Genomic DNA, 14,153 nt, shown 5'->3' with positions numbered 1-14,153 from the left:
TATCTTATTCTTACCAACGGAAGTGTGCGAAGGCACGGTTAGCTTCAGCCATACGGTGAGTGTCTTCACGTTTCTTAACTGCTGCACCAGTGTTGTTAGCAGCATCCAAGATTTCTTTTGCAAGACGGTCTTGCATTGTGTGTTCACCACGAAGGCGAGCGATGGTTACCAACCAACGAAGTCCAAGTGTTGTACGGCGTTCTGGACGAACTTCAACTGGGACTTGGTAGTTAGATCCACCAACACGACGTGCACGTACTTCAAGTACAGGCATGATGTTTTCCATAGCTGTTTCAAATACTTCAAGTGCATCGTTACCAGTAGCTTCTTTGATTTGCTCAAAAGCACCGTAAACGATTGAAGCAGCTGTACCACGTTTACCGTCAAGCATAACGCGGTTGATAAGACGAGTAACTAGTTGTGAATTGTAAAGCGGATCTGGCAATACGTCACGTTTTGGAGCTCTATTTTTACGACTCATTTCTCTTTATCCCCTTTCCTTATGCTTTTGGACGTTTAGTACCGTATTTAGAACGGCCTTGTTTACGATCGTTAACACCTGCAGTATCAAGTGCACCACGGACGATATGGTAACGTACCCCTGGAAGGTCTTTTACACGTCCACCACGAAGAAGCACCACGCTGTGCTCTTGCAAGTTGTGTCCGATACCTGGGATGTAGGCAGTAACTTCGATAAGGTTGCTCAAACGTACACGAGCGAATTTACGAAGGGCAGAGTTAGGTTTTTTAGGTGTCATTGTTCCCACACGAGTTGCAACACCACGTTTTTGTGGTGAAGAAACGTTTGTTTGAACTTTTTTATGACTGTTGTAACCAACGTTCAAAGCTGGTGATTTAGATTTTTCTACTTTTGATTTACGCGGTTTGCGAACCAATTGGTTAATTGTAGGCATCTACATTCTCCTGTGTTTTTTTATTTTTGGTGATGATACACTTGGTGACAGCTACCATCTGTGTGTACTTTTGCAACATTTGTCAGCACGTCCCTGTACACTTTTGAGAGACCAAAAGTAAAAAGTACCGTCTATTATTGTAACACAATTTTTCCTTCATTGTCAAGATATTTTTCATTTTTATTCTGATCTTTTAACTCTTTGACACTAGCTTTCACCGCTTTTCTAAACCAGAAAAGGAGACAATTTGCCTCCTCCTTTCTAGTATGGATTTCCTTCGATTCAAGTTATCGTTTCGGAATTTTTTAACCCTTCTTATCAAAGCCAACCAGATTCTTTTGCAATGTTGGCTGCCTCTGTTCGATTACCAGCATCTAGTTTTGAAAGAATATTGGTGACATAGTTTCGGACGGTTCCATTTGATAGATAAAGCTGATCTGCGATTTCTTGATTAGACAAGCCCTGAGCAATTCCCTTTAAAACAGCGATTTCTTGCTCTGTTAACGGATTGGGGTGCGTCATCACCACTTCCATCAATTCAGGCGAATATTCCTTGCGTCCTTCGAGAACCGTGTGCAAGGTTTGCATGAGGTCTGCAATGCTTCTTTCTTTCAAGACATAAGCATCCACTCCAGCCTTGACCGCACGTTCAAAATAGCCAGGGCGCTTGAAGGTCGTCACCACAACCACCTTTGTTTCTAACTTTTCTGCTCGTATCCACTCCAAGACTTCGAGGCCTGTCTTAACAGGCATTTCTACGTCAAGAATGGCGATATCTACGGGCTCCTTTTCTAAGAGTTGGATTGCTTCTTGGCCATCCTTGGCTTGTAGGACAGACTCTACATCTGGTTGAAAGGTAAGCAACTGGCACATAGCATCTCGCAACATACTTTGATCTTCTGCAACAAGTAGTTTCATCTTAGTTTCTCTCCTTATAAGGTAGCCGAACCTGCACTTCAGTCGGCTGTTTCTGACTGATCACTGTTACTTCTCCTGAAAAAGGAAGGACACGGTCCCGAACGGTATGGAGTTCATCTCCTTTTAGTGAAGCAAAGCCACAGCCATCATCTCTCACTGTTAGGATGAGTTCTTTCTCAGTTCGTTCTAATTTCAAGTAAGCTTTCGATGCTTTAGCATGCTTGATGATGTTGGTCACTAACTCAAGCAAAATCATGGAGGCCGTTGATTCTAATTTCTGAGTTAGGCTAGCTGTATCTAGTTGGTGATTGATTTCCGTTTCAATTCCTGCAATTTCCAGCATTTTTTTAACAGTCGCAAACTCGGAAGCAAGGGTTCTTGTTTTAAGATTTTCGATAATTGTACGGACTTCATTCATGGATTCTTTACTGATTTGATGAATTTCTTTTAATTCTTTTTCCACTTGAGGATAGGCCTGCATTTGAAGAAGCTGGAGGGCAAGGTCCGTCTTCACACTCAACATGGCAAAGGTATGACCTAGGCTGTCATGGAGATCCTGACCGATACGACTGCGTTCGTTTTCAGCCAAGAAAAGATTGAGCTTGGCATTTTGTTTCATCTTTTCTTCTTTTATGTCCTCCGACAATCGAATTCGATAAAGACCAAAGGTCATTGCATCGGAAAAGATAAAGGTCACCAAGAAAAAGAGTAGCTGCCAGGGACTAACATGATTGACCATATAGATTCCGGTCAGAATAAATGGTTGCAGGACAATAAAACTGACAAAACGCCAAGAGTGAAAAGAAATCTCATCCAGCTCATAAATAAGGAGATTGGATAAATAAAAGATAAACCATGTGAAACCTGAACTTAGCCAAACAGATGTATAAAAAATGTAGACAAGCATGGACCACCATGCTAGCCACTGCACGGTGCGATTCTGACTGATTAAAACCGAATAGAAGGCAAGTACAAATAGTAGGGTCCATAGCAAGGTTAAAAGCGGGTAATCTCCAACGATGACACCCGCTATAGGAAAGATGATAAACACAATTGAAATATGAAACATATAATGAATGTTTTTAAATTTTTCCAACATAGATTTATTTTACCTCAATCCTTTTTTTCAGCTGGATTACCAGTACACCAAAGAAAACTGTATAGCCTAGCACAACCAAGGCAGAAAGAATATTAAATTCATGGTGTTCCAAATAAGTAGAGACGACCTGCATCAGTTGATAGGTTGGAGTCAGCTTTCCAATAGATTGGAGCCATTCTGGGAAGGAATCCAAGGGGAACCACAGTCCACCTAGAACAGCCAAAGCAATATAGGCAATATTTCCAACAACCGTCATCAGTTGAGCACTGGGTAGCAAGCTCACCAAGACCCCCATGCTGATAAAGACCACGCTTCCGATCAGCAACATAACTCCAATTACCATCCAGTCAAGCCAAGGCAGAGTCACTCCACGGACAAAATGACCAACTGAAAAGACAACTGTAATTGATAACAAGAAAGTCAGTAGGGTACTGAACAGTTTTGATACATAATATTCTACCATAGATACGGGAGAATGTTGAATCAATTTTTGCCAGTTGTTTGTCTTATCAGACTCGAGTGTGCTTGGGATACTGAAAAAAGCACTTGACATGATACTAAAGAGCGTCATGGCAAAAAGATAGGCTTGAAGAGCAATTTCTGGAATATCTGACCCTGACATCATACCAGAAAAGATAAGGTAAAACACACTTGGAAGTCCGATGGATAGTAAGTAGTAGACTGCTTGCCGTTTCATCAGAATGATTTCCACTTTCATGAGACTTGTCATATTTTTCATCGTCAATCTCCTTTAGTCTTGAGTCGTTTCGAAGATACTGTCTAAGAGAGTTCGATTGCGAACTTCAATTTCTTCGATCATGCAGCCCTGTTCTTGCAAGACTTTCCATACCTGGCTGGCTTCTTTGGTTGTGAAGGAAAGAGCATTTTGCTTGATTTCAATCTCTTGAACTTGGTCTAAAGTTCTGATAACTTCCTGATAAGTTAGAGGTACCGTAAAATGTTTTTCTTGTTCTTCACCACGCATGGCATAAGGTGTCGTATCCCGGATCAATTCACCCTTGTGGAGGACCAAAATGCGGTCAGCCGTATGTTCTACCTCTTCGATATAGTGAGAAGAGTAGACAATGGTGACACCATTTTTCTTTAACTGATTGACAATTTCCCAAAAATGCTGACGTGTCGAGGTATCCATGGCAGCAGTTGGTTCGTCCAAAAATAGAATTTTCGGACGACCTATTAGTGCCAACACGAAAGAGAACAAACGTTTTTGCCCACCAGACAACTTGCCCGCTAGCTGATTTTTCTGTTTGTCCGAAAATCTCAGCAAGTCATCAATTTCTTGATTGGAGAGACTGTTTGGATAGATTGATTGAAAGAAGGATAAGAGTTCTTTCACTTTCAAGTCTTGAACCACCGTATTTTCTTGAGGTAAGATAGAAATAAGCTGCTTTAATCGAGGATCTGTTGGTGCAAAGCCTTGAATAGCTATCTGACCTGAGCTCACGAACTTGTCGCCCAAGAGGCAATCAATCAAGGTTGTCTTCCCTGCTCCGTTAGGTCCGATCAAGGCGACACATTCACCATCGTTGATTTCAAAGGAGATGTTCCGCAAGATCTCCTTGTCTTTTATTTTCTTACTCAATTTCTCAACTTTAATCACAGTCATGAGATTCTCCTTTCAACCACTTCATTCCCATAGGGAAAACGACGAAAATCATAAACCCAAAACCCCAAGCACCACGAATAAATTGGCGAAGCACGGTTTGGTCAAACCAACCAGTAAACATTTCCACTAACCATACCAAGAGTGACAGGCCGATAAAGAGATAGATGATTGCTTTTTTCATTCCTCAAACTCCTTTTTCACATCTCTGACCAATTTCAAACCTTCTCTGACAAGCCAAGACATCATTCCAAAGCCAGCAAAGAGCTCCCAAGGGAAATGGTAGAAACCCTCGTCCAATCCTGAAAACATGAGATAGGTCATAACTCCTGCTGCTACTAAACTCACTGCGACAATCATTTTATTTTTCATTTCTTCTTCCTCCGTTTCATACTTCAATTATAGTCTTTTGAAGTTAGCGGAGCTAGATGCTTCTGTCACTAGGAAATATGACAAATGTCATAAAAAAAGAAAGTTGAACAATCAACTTTCTTTTTTTATTTATCTTTAAATCCTCCCATTTTCAAACCAGCAATTAGAGTGTTTGGCCTTTTAAAATCATCTGCATTCTCTGCTATAAATTTAAAAAAGTTCATATGTTTAACCCTATCAATATTTGCTTTCTCAAGATCAAGCTCCATAACCACTCTCATTTTCTTATCATTGGTGACAAAATATTCAACTGAGATTCCTGGTTCATTCTCGACTTCTAGGTAATCTGTATTAGTAGCCATATTTTCACGAATCATCGCTTGCAATTCTTCAGGGCTAACTTCATCAGGAACATCCTCTTCAATTTCGCCTAGCATCTCCATTGTAAAATGTTTGACAACATCTGTGTAAACTAAAGTCAGAGTAACATCGGAGTTATCAATTCTTCCTTTTAGAACTTTGGTCGTTTCAGCTACAGGCTCCTTTTCTTGACGACTGGATGTTTCTGTTACTTCCTCACTTGTTTGGCTAGTAGTTGCTTCACTAGCTGTACTACTTGATTCTGTTGTTGCAATGTTGGTTTGACCACAGCCAGAAAGAACAAGTAACGATGCAAAAACTAATCCTAAAACTTTCTTCATTCAAAGTCTCCTATTCCACACTGAAAAGATATGGATATACGGGCTGTTGACCTTGGTGAATCTCTACTTCAACATCTTCAAATTCTTCTGCGATTTCTTGGGCAATTTCATTGGCAAGTTCTTCGCTTCCGTCTTCACCAACATAGAAAGTCACGATTTCACTGTCTTCGTCCAACATATGTTTCAAAGTTTCAGTCAAGGTTTGGTGCATGTCAGGATTTGACACGAGAATTTTCCCATCTACCATACCAAGATTGTCATTTTCATGAATTGCTAATCCATCGATAGTTGTATCACGAACGGCTGTTGTTACACTACCGCTGATGACATCACCAAGGGCTGCAGTCATGCGTTCTTTGTTTTCTTCGATTGATTTACTTGGATCAAAGGCAAGAAGGCTGGTCAAACCTTGAGGAATTGTACGTGCTTCTACCACAACAGCAGGTTGTTCAAGCACTTCAGCCGCAGACTGAGCTGCCATAAAGATATTTTTGTTGTTTGGCAAGAAGATAATGTTGCGAGCATTGACCTGTTCAACAGCCTTGATAAAGTCTTCTGTTGAAGGGTTCATTGTCTGACCACCTTCGATGACATAATCCACACCTTGGGCACGGAAGATATCTGCTAAACCTTGACCAGCTACTACTGCGATAAGGGCATACTCTTTTGTTTCAGCAGGCTTGTTACCTTGAGTTGCTTCTTTTTCAACTTGCGCCTCGTGTTGGTTACGCATGTTGTCCACTTTTACCTTGATCAAGCTACCATATTTGAGACCTTCTTGCATGACAAGACCTGGATCTTCTGTATGGACGTGAACTTTGACGATTTCATCATCATTGACAACAAGTAGAGAGTCGCCTAAGTCATTCAAGTAGTTACGGAATTCATCGTAGTCAAAGTCCTTAGAATAAGTTGGACCTTGTTTGAGGGCTACCATGATCTCCGTACAGTAACCGAAGGTAATATCCTCAGTTGCCACATGCCCTGCTACAGACTTGTGGTGCTCTGCATTGATCATTTCACTCATGTTGGCAGGAGTCGCTACAAAGTCTTCAGAAGCACTGTATTCACCAGTAAGGGCAGATAGGAAGCCTTCATAGATGAAGACCAAACCTTGACCACCTGAGTCTACCACACCAACTTCCTTAAGGACTGGAAGCATTTCTGGTGTCTTAGCCAAAGCTGCTTTCGCACCTTCCAAGGCTGCACGCATGACCTCAACAGCATCATCTGTCTCCTCGGCTTTTTTCTTAGCCCCAATGGCTGCACCACGAGAAACAGTCAAAATTGTTCCTTCAACTGGTTTCATAACCGCTTTATAAGCTACTTCGACACCGGATTGGAAGGCAAGAGCCAAGTCTTGACCTGTTAATTCATCTTTTTCCTTGATAGCCTGAGAGAAGCCACGGAAGAGCTGAGAAGTGATAACCCCTGAGTTCCCACGCGCGCCCATCAAAAGACCTTTAGCAAGAATGCTCGCTACTTCTCCAACTGTAGAAGCAGGCTTGTCTGCTACTTCTTTGGCACCATTTTCAATGGTCATTCCCATGTTTGTCCCAGTATCTCCATCTGGAACTGGAAAGACGTTCAATGAATTGACATATTCTGCTTGCTTATTCAAACGAGTTGATGCAGCCTGCACCATCTCTTGGAATAAACTGGTAGTAATTTTTGACACGATTATTCTCCTACAACTTTGATATTTTGAATGTAGACATTCACAGTCTGAGCAGTAATTCCTAGTTGATTTTCTAAACTAAAACGAACACGCTCTTGAATGTTTTTTGACACTTCGCTTATCTTTACTCCGTAGCTCAATACGGTATAAACATCAACTGCTATGCTACCATCTTCGGCTGCTTTTATAACAACACCCTTAGAATAATTTTCCTTACCAAGAAGGGCTTGGAAATTGTCTTTGAGGGCATTTTTACTAGCCATACCGACCACACCAAAAATCTCAGTTGCGGCACCACCTACTACGGTTGCAATCACTTCATCTGTCAGCTCGATTTGACCATCTTTTGTATTAATTTTTACAGTCATTTTTTTTACCTCAACTAGTTGATACTCTATTTTATCATATTTCAGCCCAAGTGTAAAAGCAGAATGCTGTATCGGCGGATATTTATACTCAATGAAAATCAAAAAGCAAACTAGGAAGCTAGCCACAGACAGTACTTGAGTACGGCAAGGCGAAGCTGACGTAGTTTGAATTTGATTTTTGAAGAGTATTACTCTATTTTTCAAATGATTTTATCCTTAGAGCAAAAGAAAAAGACCTAAGCGGTCTTTTCATTTTTATTAAACGCGTTCAACTTTACCTGATTTCAAAGCACGAGCTGAAGCCCAAACTTTTTTAGGTTTACCATCGATAAGAACAGTAACTTTTTGAAGGTTTGGTTTTACGGCACGTTTTGTTTGGTTCATCGCGTGTGAACGGTTGTTTCCTGATACAGTCTTACGACCTGTAAAGTAACATACTTTAGCCATTGTGTTTTCCTCCTATTAGATCTAATATAGCGGATGTGCTAGCACCACATACCGTACTATGTTATCACACTTTCTCGAATTTATCAAGGGCCTAAACTATTTTTTTATTTAACGTAAACAACTCCAAGTTTACCAAAAGCGACTTCCCCACGGATAATCAAGGTTTTGTTTGTTGGCGCTACAGGAGCATCTGCCTTAGCTGCACCAAAGGAGGTTTCTACTTTCAAATCGACACGCCAGTGTTGTGGAACATAGACAATTGCATTCCCGAAGGCCACTTCAATATTTAAAGTCGCAAAATCACCTAACATCTCTGCATTATCATAGTAGATTTTAGCATCCCCAAAAGCGACTTCCACTTGGTCATCTACGAGATCTTGATCTTGCTTATAGAAGGTCCCGCTACCAAAAGCGACTTCCTTATCCGTGACGACTGTTTTTTTGCCATCGTACCACCATTTTTTTTCATTCCAGAACTTACTTGAATGCGTCAGATAACCAACACCTAGAACTGCTAAGATACTAGCCCAAAACAAAGACTGGTTTGGAATAGGAAAAATGTTATAAAAATGATTCGCAATCATTAAGGCTACTAGAGCGGTAAAAACTGCTGAAGTTAGATGGCGTCTGAGAATGGATTCAACTGACTTGTAGGCAAAAAAGACGATACCAATCAAAGGCCATATTTTGCCATCCAAAGAAGGAATTCCAAAATTCCCTTGCAGCAAGATCCAAGCTGCTAAAACCAATAAAACAATACCAAATGCTTTCTTTTTCATGTTTTTTACCTCATGTTTCTTAGATTTTCTTTTAGGAGGGATTGGTAATGCCGTGAGACATGAACCTCCTTGTGCGTCTGATAAAAGGAAATGGTGCCTGTTCCTGAAAAGGACTTGTCCACTGAGTAAATCTGACGGATGTTTGCGATCGTTGACTTGGACACTCGACTAAAATAGCGAGGTAAGATGGACTCCAACTCATAAAGTTTGAGACGAACTTCATAGGCTTCCTTCTGGTTATGAGCATAAATCTTGCTCCCTTCTGTTTCAAAGAAGAGAATTTCTGACAGGTCTAGATAATATTCACCTGTCCCCTTGTAAAAAGTCAACCTCGGAGCCTTTGACTCTTGCAAAAGTCGTTGCAAATCTGCAATTTCATCTGTCAAAGTGGGGGTCTTGATGACAATTTCAGTCTCATCTAAATTGCCGTCAATCTCAATTCGTAACTTCATCACATCTCCTTTCTGACTCTACTATATCAAAGCTAAGTTAGGAATACAAGGGCAAAAAAGCAAGTGGTCAATTTGAAGCAGTAAGTGGTTGTAGGACTAGCTTAACTTACATGTCAGAATAGGAAGAAAAGGAAGCCCCACACCATACCACAAGCATAGCCAGCGATGACATCCTTGGGATAATGAACACCCCCTAAAACCCTCACCAAGCCCAGCAAAGCTGAAAAGAGCAAGCATGCTAAGCCAACAGGTAGACTAGCATGCAGACAGGCCATGGAAATAATGGTTGCTGAAAAGACATGGCGACTGGGCATAGACTGTCCCGAGCTATCCTTGTCAAGCAGGGGACAGATATCCCAAGTTTCATAAGGTCGCGGGTGGTTGATTTTCTTACGAAAAAGAGACAAAATCACAAAACCTGATGCAGGAATAAGCACATAAACCCCAACTTGCTGAGCCAGTCCTAGTTTCAGGTAAGTGGTGACTAGCAAAATCAGATAGACCAAGGGCATGGCGACCGTCATCAAGCGATTAAAACTGCGTAACAGAAATAGAAGGGTGGGATGGCTGGTGAGCCTGGAGCTGATATTTCGATACCATTCTTGATAATTTTTCATTAAATTTCTCATTCATTACCTTGTTTTCGTCTACAGGTGAGACGTTTGTCTTCTAGTATAGTGCAGAAAAAGAAGGCCGTCAAGCCTTCTTTTGATTTATTCTTCTGCTTCGTCTTCTGTAAATTGACTATTGTACAAGTCAGCGTAGAAGCCACCTTGTGCCATCAGTTCCTCATGGTTTCCTTGTTCAATGATATTGCCATCTTTCATGACAAGAATCAAATCGGCATTACGAATAGTTGACAAGCGGTGGGCGATGACAAAGGATGTGCGTCCCTCCATCAAACGGTCCATGGCTTTCTGAATCAACTCCTCTGTACGTGTGTCGACTGAGGATGTCGCTTCATCCAGAATTAGGAGTGGCGCATCTTTTAGCAAAGCACGAGCAATGGTCAAGAGCTGTTTTTGTCCGACAGACAAGGTCAAGGTGTCGTCCAAAACAGTATCGTAGCCATCTGGCAAGGTCATGATAAAGTGGTGGATTCCCACAGCCTTGCTGGCTTCCATCATTCGTTCATCACTGATGTCTGTCTGATTATAGATCAGGTTCTCTCGAATCGTTCCTTCAAAGAGCCAAGTGTCCTGCAAGACTATTGAAAAGGCATCGTGTACTTCTGAGCGTTTCATGTCCTTGGTATCGACACCATCGATACGGATACTTCCCTTATCTATCTCATAGAACTTCATCAAAAGATTGACAATGGTTGTCTTCCCAGCCCCAGTCGGTCCAACGATAGCAACCTTCTGACCTGCATGAGCTGTCGCAGAAAAGTCATGGATAATGGTGCGCTCTGGTGTATATCCAAAGGACACATGATCAAAGACTACTTCCCCTTTCATGTTGCTCAATTTTCTGTCCTTATGAGATTCATCCTGCATCTCTGCTTCAGCTAGAAACTCTAATACACGAGTCATGGCTGCACTCGCTTGTTGCAAGCTCGTAATCCCTTGGGCAATCTGTGACAGAGGTTGAGAGAAGGTCCGTACGTAAACCATAAAGGCTACAATAATCCCTATCGTAATATGTCCTTCTAACGCCAGCGCGGCCCCAACGATGATGACTAAGACATAACTAAAGTTTCCAACAAAGAACATGGCTGGCATCATGATACCAGAGATAAATTGAGATTTCCAGATACTGTCATGCAAGTCTTGGTTTAAACCTGCAAATCTCGCTTTGGAGGTGTCCACTGCGTTGTAGCTGGTCACTACATTATGGCCAGAGTACATCTCTTCCACATAACCATTGACGGCTGCTAGATTATTTTGTTGGGCTTTGAAATACCCCTGTGACTTGGCCATGATTACGGAAACCGCCGCAAAACCAACAAGGGTTGATACAACTGTTACCAATGCCAAAATCCAGTTCATCCCAAACATGGTCACCAAGACAGCAATCAACAAGAAACTAGCTGAAAGAACTGTCCCTAGACTTTGGTTGAGAGATTGCGCTGCTATATCCACATCATTGGTCACGCGCGAAAGGGTATCTCCTTGTGAATGACGGTCAAAATAGCCAAGTGGCAAACGATTAATCTTTTCAGCGATAGCCGTCCGCAAGCGTTTTGAAAAATGTTGGATACTCGTTGAAAAGATATAGGCCTGTGTATAGTTAAGAATGGCGCCAAATACATAGAGAATCACTAAAAAGCTAGCAATGTTTGACACAGCTACCAGGTCGATTTCTGTAGCCAAACCATCTGAAATCAAGTTAGTAATTTCTTTAATCTTAGTTGGACCATAAACGGTAATGATACTTGAAATGACTGCAGCCACAACTGCTATTAGGAGAGGGAGTTGGAGGCCTGCCATATAAGGTTTGCACTGTTTCCAGACCGAAACTTTTTTATTTTCCATGTTCCAATTCCTCCTTCGATAGTTGTGAGTAGGCAATTTCTTGGTAGACTTCGTTGGTTGCAAGAAGTTCCTTGTGGGTGCCTTGTCCCACGACTTTTCCTTGATCCAAAACTAAGATCAGGTCGGCGTCCATAATAGTAGAAATCCGTTGCGCTACGATGAGCTTGGTCATGGATTTTGTTTTCTCAGCTAGTTCTTGGCGTAGGACACGATCTGTCTTGTAGTCCAAGGCTGAGAAGGAATCATCAAAGATAAGAATCTCTGGTTTACGAGCCAAGGCACGCGCAATGGCCAAACGCTGTCTTTGACCTCCTGAGAAGTTGGTTCCACCTTGGGCCACTTCTGATTCAAGTCCTGCTTCCTTTTCCTCGATAAAGCTTTTAGACTGGGCCAATTCCAAGGCTTGCCACATAGCAGCTTCGCTTAGAGGAGTTTCTTTGCTCTTACCAAAGTCCAAGTTCCCCTTGACATCTCCAGAAAAGAGTACAGCTTTTTGTGGAATATAACCGACCTTATTGCGCAAATCTTCCAAGTCATAATCTTGCACATTGACACCATCCACTAGGATTTCTCCATCAGAAACGTCGTAAAAACGTGGCAAGAGGTTGACAAGCGTGGACTTACCTGATCCAGTCGATCCGATGAAGGCTACGGTTTGACCCGCTTCTGCTTTGAAAGTGACCTGTTCCACGACTGCTTCTGAGTTTTTAGAGTAGCGGAAAGTCACATCACGAAATTCCACTTGTCCTTGAACTGAAGGATCCGCTGTCTGTGCATGATTAGGATTTTCAATAGAAGAATGCAAATCCAATACTTGATTGATACGTCCTGCCGAAACCAAGGTACGGGGAAGAACGATAAAGAGTGCTCCCATGAGCAGGAAGCCCATCACGACCTGCATAGCATAGGACATGAAGACCACCATATCACTAAAGAGTGGCAAACGTTCTGCCAAACTTGCGTCGTTGATGATATAGGCACCAATCCAGTAAATAGCTAAGGTCAAACCACTGGAAATTGCCATCATAATCGGGTTCATAATAGCCATCAATCGATTGACAAAGAGATTGAGACGCGTCACTTCATCATTGGCTGCTTCAAATTTCTCATCTTGGTAATCTTCCGCATTGTATGCACGAACAACCCGAATCCCTGTCAAGCTTTCACGAGTGATGCTATTGAGTTTATCTGTCAATTTTTGGATGACCGATTGTTTTGGAAAAGCCAGAGTCATGAGAACGGTGGTCATCAAGACATTCACAATAACAGCCACAACCACTGCCCAGAGCCAGTATTCTGATTTCCCAAGTATTTTTCCAATCGCCCAGATAGCCATAATTGGACCACGAGTAACCACTTGCAAGCCCATGGTAAAGAGCATCTGTACCTGTGTGATATCATTAGTCGTCCGAGTCAAAAGACTGGGGATTGAAAAACGTTTAATCTCTGTCTGTGAAAAATCCAGTACTCGATTAAAAATATCGCTTCTCAAGTGAGTCGTGTAAGACGCTGCAACACGGGAGGCGAAAAATCCAACTGCTACTGACGACATAAAGGCAAGGAGAGATAATCCCATCATCTTCGCAGCTGGTAACCAGAGTTCACCCAACTGCGTTCCAGACGTTCCCAGTAATTCTGTAATTTGCGAAATATAAGTCGGTACCTCTAACTCGAGATAGACCGAGAAACAAGTGAACAGAATCGTAAGGACGATCATTCCCCACTCTTTTCCTGTAATACGTTTAGCGAGTTTCTTCATTCTCTCCTCCTATCTTCTCAACATTTTCTTGCAATTGCCCGAGTACCTTTTCAAAGATTGCCAAGTCTGACTTTGAAACCCCCTCTAGCAGACTCTGATCAATCCGATCAAAAAAAGCTTTAACTTTTTGCATCTGCGAACGCGATTTCTCCGTCAGGCGAACAAATTTTGCCCGCTTATCGCTCGGGCTCGCCTCTAGCTCGACCAAACCATTTTGTACCATGCGCTTGACCAAATTACTCGCCACAGATTTGGTAATATTGAGTTCCTGCTCGATATCCTTAATCAAGACCAGTTCCTCTTTTTGTTCACAATGATCTAAAAAACGCAGAACCTGCCCTTGCGGTCCACCCATAAATTCAATGCCACATCGCTTGGCTTCTTTCTGTACCATCAGATGAACCTGGTGTCCAAAGCGTTTAAACATCAACATTGGCTTGTCCATGATTGCTCCTTTCTCACGATTGAATATAGTTCTCTGAAGAACTAATTAAGTTTCCATGAGAACTATTTTACCATTTTCAGAAAAGATGTCAAGAAAAAAGTTTCTATGAGAACTATCTTGGTT

18 protein-coding genes are annotated in these 14,153 nt (G+C 41.9%); all 18 read right to left on the bottom strand.

The window, feature by feature from the left end; translation table 11 throughout:
- Nucleotides 1-10: 10 nt before the first annotated feature.
- Nucleotides 11-481, bottom strand: coding sequence for a 30S ribosomal protein S7 (rpsG, locus tag BWR56_RS01400; RefSeq protein WP_000087873.1), 471 nt, complete (start codon nt 479-481; stop codon nt 11-13).
- Nucleotides 482-500: 19 nt separating this feature from the next.
- Nucleotides 501-914 carry a 30S ribosomal protein S12 gene (gene rpsL / locus BWR56_RS01395; RefSeq protein ID WP_001142332.1) on the bottom strand — a complete coding sequence of 138 codons (414 nt, stop codon included), beginning with the start codon at nt 912-914 and terminating at the stop codon, nt 501-503.
- Between the two features lie 318 nt (nt 915-1,232).
- Nucleotides 1,233-1,832, bottom strand: a complete 600-nt coding sequence (locus BWR56_RS01380; RefSeq protein ID WP_000772063.1) for a response regulator transcription factor — start codon at nt 1,830-1,832, stop codon at nt 1,233-1,235.
- A gap of 1 nt (nt 1,833) precedes the next feature.
- Complete coding sequence (locus tag BWR56_RS01375; RefSeq protein ID WP_049505401.1) at nt 1,834-2,931, bottom strand: sensor histidine kinase; 1,098 nt, start codon at nt 2,929-2,931, stop codon at nt 1,834-1,836.
- A 4-nt stretch (nt 2,932-2,935) separates the two neighbouring features.
- Complete coding sequence (locus BWR56_RS01370) at nt 2,936-3,670, bottom strand: ABC transporter permease (RefSeq protein ID WP_076984302.1); 735 nt, start codon at nt 3,668-3,670, stop codon at nt 2,936-2,938.
- Between the two features lie 12 nt (nt 3,671-3,682).
- A complete protein-coding gene (locus tag BWR56_RS01365; protein ID WP_076984301.1) occupies nt 3,683-4,558 on the bottom strand; it encodes an ABC transporter ATP-binding protein in 876 nt (291 codons plus the stop codon).
- Nucleotides 4,545-4,739, bottom strand: a complete 195-nt coding sequence (locus BWR56_RS01360) for a hypothetical protein (RefSeq protein WP_076984300.1) — start codon at nt 4,737-4,739, stop codon at nt 4,545-4,547. The genes BWR56_RS01365 and BWR56_RS01360 overlap by 14 nt, the downstream gene beginning before the upstream one ends.
- The gene (locus tag BWR56_RS01355; RefSeq protein ID WP_000791806.1) at nt 4,736-4,927 is read right to left on the bottom strand and encodes a hypothetical protein; all 192 of its coding nucleotides are present in this window, start codon (nt 4,925-4,927) and stop codon (nt 4,736-4,738) included. The genes BWR56_RS01360 and BWR56_RS01355 overlap by 4 nt, the downstream gene beginning before the upstream one ends.
- A 125-nt stretch (nt 4,928-5,052) precedes the next feature.
- Complete coding sequence (locus BWR56_RS01350) at nt 5,053-5,628, bottom strand: SP0191 family lipoprotein (protein WP_049505405.1); 576 nt, start codon at nt 5,626-5,628, stop codon at nt 5,053-5,055.
- A gap of 10 nt (nt 5,629-5,638) precedes the next feature.
- The gene (locus BWR56_RS01345; RefSeq protein WP_049478837.1) at nt 5,639-7,306 is read right to left on the bottom strand and encodes a DAK2 domain-containing protein; all 1,668 of its coding nucleotides are present in this window, start codon (nt 7,304-7,306) and stop codon (nt 5,639-5,641) included.
- Nucleotides 7,307-7,308: 2 nt separating this feature from the next.
- Nucleotides 7,309-7,674, bottom strand: coding sequence for an Asp23/Gls24 family envelope stress response protein (locus BWR56_RS01340; protein ID WP_000216434.1), 366 nt, complete (start codon nt 7,672-7,674; stop codon nt 7,309-7,311).
- Nucleotides 7,675-7,932: 258 nt separating this feature from the next.
- Nucleotides 7,933-8,121: a 50S ribosomal protein L28 gene (gene rpmB / locus BWR56_RS01335; protein WP_001140948.1), complete on the bottom strand. Its 189-nt coding sequence runs from the start codon at nt 8,119-8,121 to the stop codon at nt 7,933-7,935.
- Between the two features lie 104 nt (nt 8,122-8,225).
- Nucleotides 8,226-8,900 (bottom strand): LiaF transmembrane domain-containing protein, encoded by a 675-nt coding sequence (locus BWR56_RS01330; protein ID WP_049505406.1) that lies wholly within the window; start codon nt 8,898-8,900, stop codon nt 8,226-8,228.
- Between the two features lie 5 nt (nt 8,901-8,905).
- Nucleotides 8,906-9,352, bottom strand: a complete 447-nt coding sequence (locus tag BWR56_RS01325) for a LytTR family DNA-binding domain-containing protein (protein WP_049505407.1) — start codon at nt 9,350-9,352, stop codon at nt 8,906-8,908.
- Nucleotides 9,353-9,465: 113 nt separating this feature from the next.
- Nucleotides 9,466-9,969 carry a phosphatase PAP2 family protein gene (locus BWR56_RS01320; protein WP_049505408.1) on the bottom strand — a complete coding sequence of 168 codons (504 nt, stop codon included), beginning with the start codon at nt 9,967-9,969 and terminating at the stop codon, nt 9,466-9,468.
- Nucleotides 9,970-10,065: 96 nt separating this feature from the next.
- The gene (locus BWR56_RS01315; protein WP_049505409.1) at nt 10,066-11,826 is read right to left on the bottom strand and encodes an ABC transporter ATP-binding protein; all 1,761 of its coding nucleotides are present in this window, start codon (nt 11,824-11,826) and stop codon (nt 10,066-10,068) included.
- Nucleotides 11,816-13,585, bottom strand: a complete 1,770-nt coding sequence (locus tag BWR56_RS01310) for an ABC transporter ATP-binding protein (protein WP_076984299.1) — start codon at nt 13,583-13,585, stop codon at nt 11,816-11,818. The genes BWR56_RS01315 and BWR56_RS01310 overlap by 11 nt, the downstream gene beginning before the upstream one ends.
- A complete protein-coding gene (locus BWR56_RS01305) occupies nt 13,569-14,030 on the bottom strand; it encodes a MarR family winged helix-turn-helix transcriptional regulator (protein WP_000360526.1) in 462 nt (153 codons plus the stop codon). Before BWR56_RS01305 ends, BWR56_RS01310 begins: the two co-directional genes overlap by 17 nt.
- Nucleotides 14,031-14,153: the final 123 nt, after the last annotated feature.

The sequence above is a fragment of the Streptococcus oralis genome, assembly GCF_001983955.1.
GTDB lineage: Bacteria > Bacillota > Bacilli > Lactobacillales > Streptococcaceae > Streptococcus > Streptococcus jiangnanensis.
Note: the sequence above shows the minus strand (reverse complement) of the source record. Positions and strands in the feature narration are given on the sequence as shown.

Bases quoted from the DNA above. Each gene is read 5' to 3' on its own strand.
- rpsL (WP_001142332.1), bottom strand. From the start codon at position 914: ATGCCTACAATTAACCAATTGGTTCGCAAACCGCGTAAATCAAAAGTA.
- BWR56_RS01310 (WP_076984299.1), bottom strand. From the start codon at position 13,585: ATGAAGAAACTCGCTAAACGTATTACAGGAAAAGAGTGGGGAATGATC.
- BWR56_RS01320 (WP_049505408.1), bottom strand. From the start codon at position 9,969: ATGAAAAATTATCAAGAATGGTATCGAAATATCAGCTCCAGGCTCACC.
- rpsG (WP_000087873.1), bottom strand. From the start codon at position 481: ATGAGTCGTAAAAATAGAGCTCCAAAACGTGACGTATTGCCAGATCCG.
- BWR56_RS01360 (WP_076984300.1), bottom strand. From the start codon at position 4,739: ATGAAAAAAGCAATCATCTATCTCTTTATCGGCCTGTCACTCTTGGTA.
- rpmB (WP_001140948.1), bottom strand. From the start codon at position 8,121: ATGGCTAAAGTATGTTACTTTACAGGTCGTAAGACTGTATCAGGAAAC.
- BWR56_RS01340 (WP_000216434.1), bottom strand. From the start codon at position 7,674: ATGACTGTAAAAATTAATACAAAAGATGGTCAAATCGAGCTGACAGAT.
- BWR56_RS01330 (WP_049505406.1), bottom strand. From the start codon at position 8,900: ATGAAAAAGAAAGCATTTGGTATTGTTTTATTGGTTTTAGCAGCTTGG.
- BWR56_RS01315 (WP_049505409.1), bottom strand. From the start codon at position 11,826: ATGGAAAATAAAAAAGTTTCGGTCTGGAAACAGTGCAAACCTTATATG.
- BWR56_RS01380 (WP_000772063.1), bottom strand. From the start codon at position 1,832: ATGAAACTACTTGTTGCAGAAGATCAAAGTATGTTGCGAGATGCTATG.
- BWR56_RS01370 (WP_076984302.1), bottom strand. From the start codon at position 3,670: ATGAAAAATATGACAAGTCTCATGAAAGTGGAAATCATTCTGATGAAA.
- BWR56_RS01375 (WP_049505401.1), bottom strand. From the start codon at position 2,931: ATGTTGGAAAAATTTAAAAACATTCATTATATGTTTCATATTTCAATT.
- BWR56_RS01355 (WP_000791806.1), bottom strand. From the start codon at position 4,927: ATGAAAAATAAAATGATTGTCGCAGTGAGTTTAGTAGCAGCAGGAGTT.
- BWR56_RS01325 (WP_049505407.1), bottom strand. From the start codon at position 9,352: ATGAAGTTACGAATTGAGATTGACGGCAATTTAGATGAGACTGAAATT.
- BWR56_RS01365 (WP_076984301.1), bottom strand. From the start codon at position 4,558: ATGACTGTGATTAAAGTTGAGAAATTGAGTAAGAAAATAAAAGACAAG.
- BWR56_RS01305 (WP_000360526.1), bottom strand. From the start codon at position 14,030: ATGGACAAGCCAATGTTGATGTTTAAACGCTTTGGACACCAGGTTCAT.
- BWR56_RS01350 (WP_049505405.1), bottom strand. From the start codon at position 5,628: ATGAAGAAAGTTTTAGGATTAGTTTTTGCATCGTTACTTGTTCTTTCT.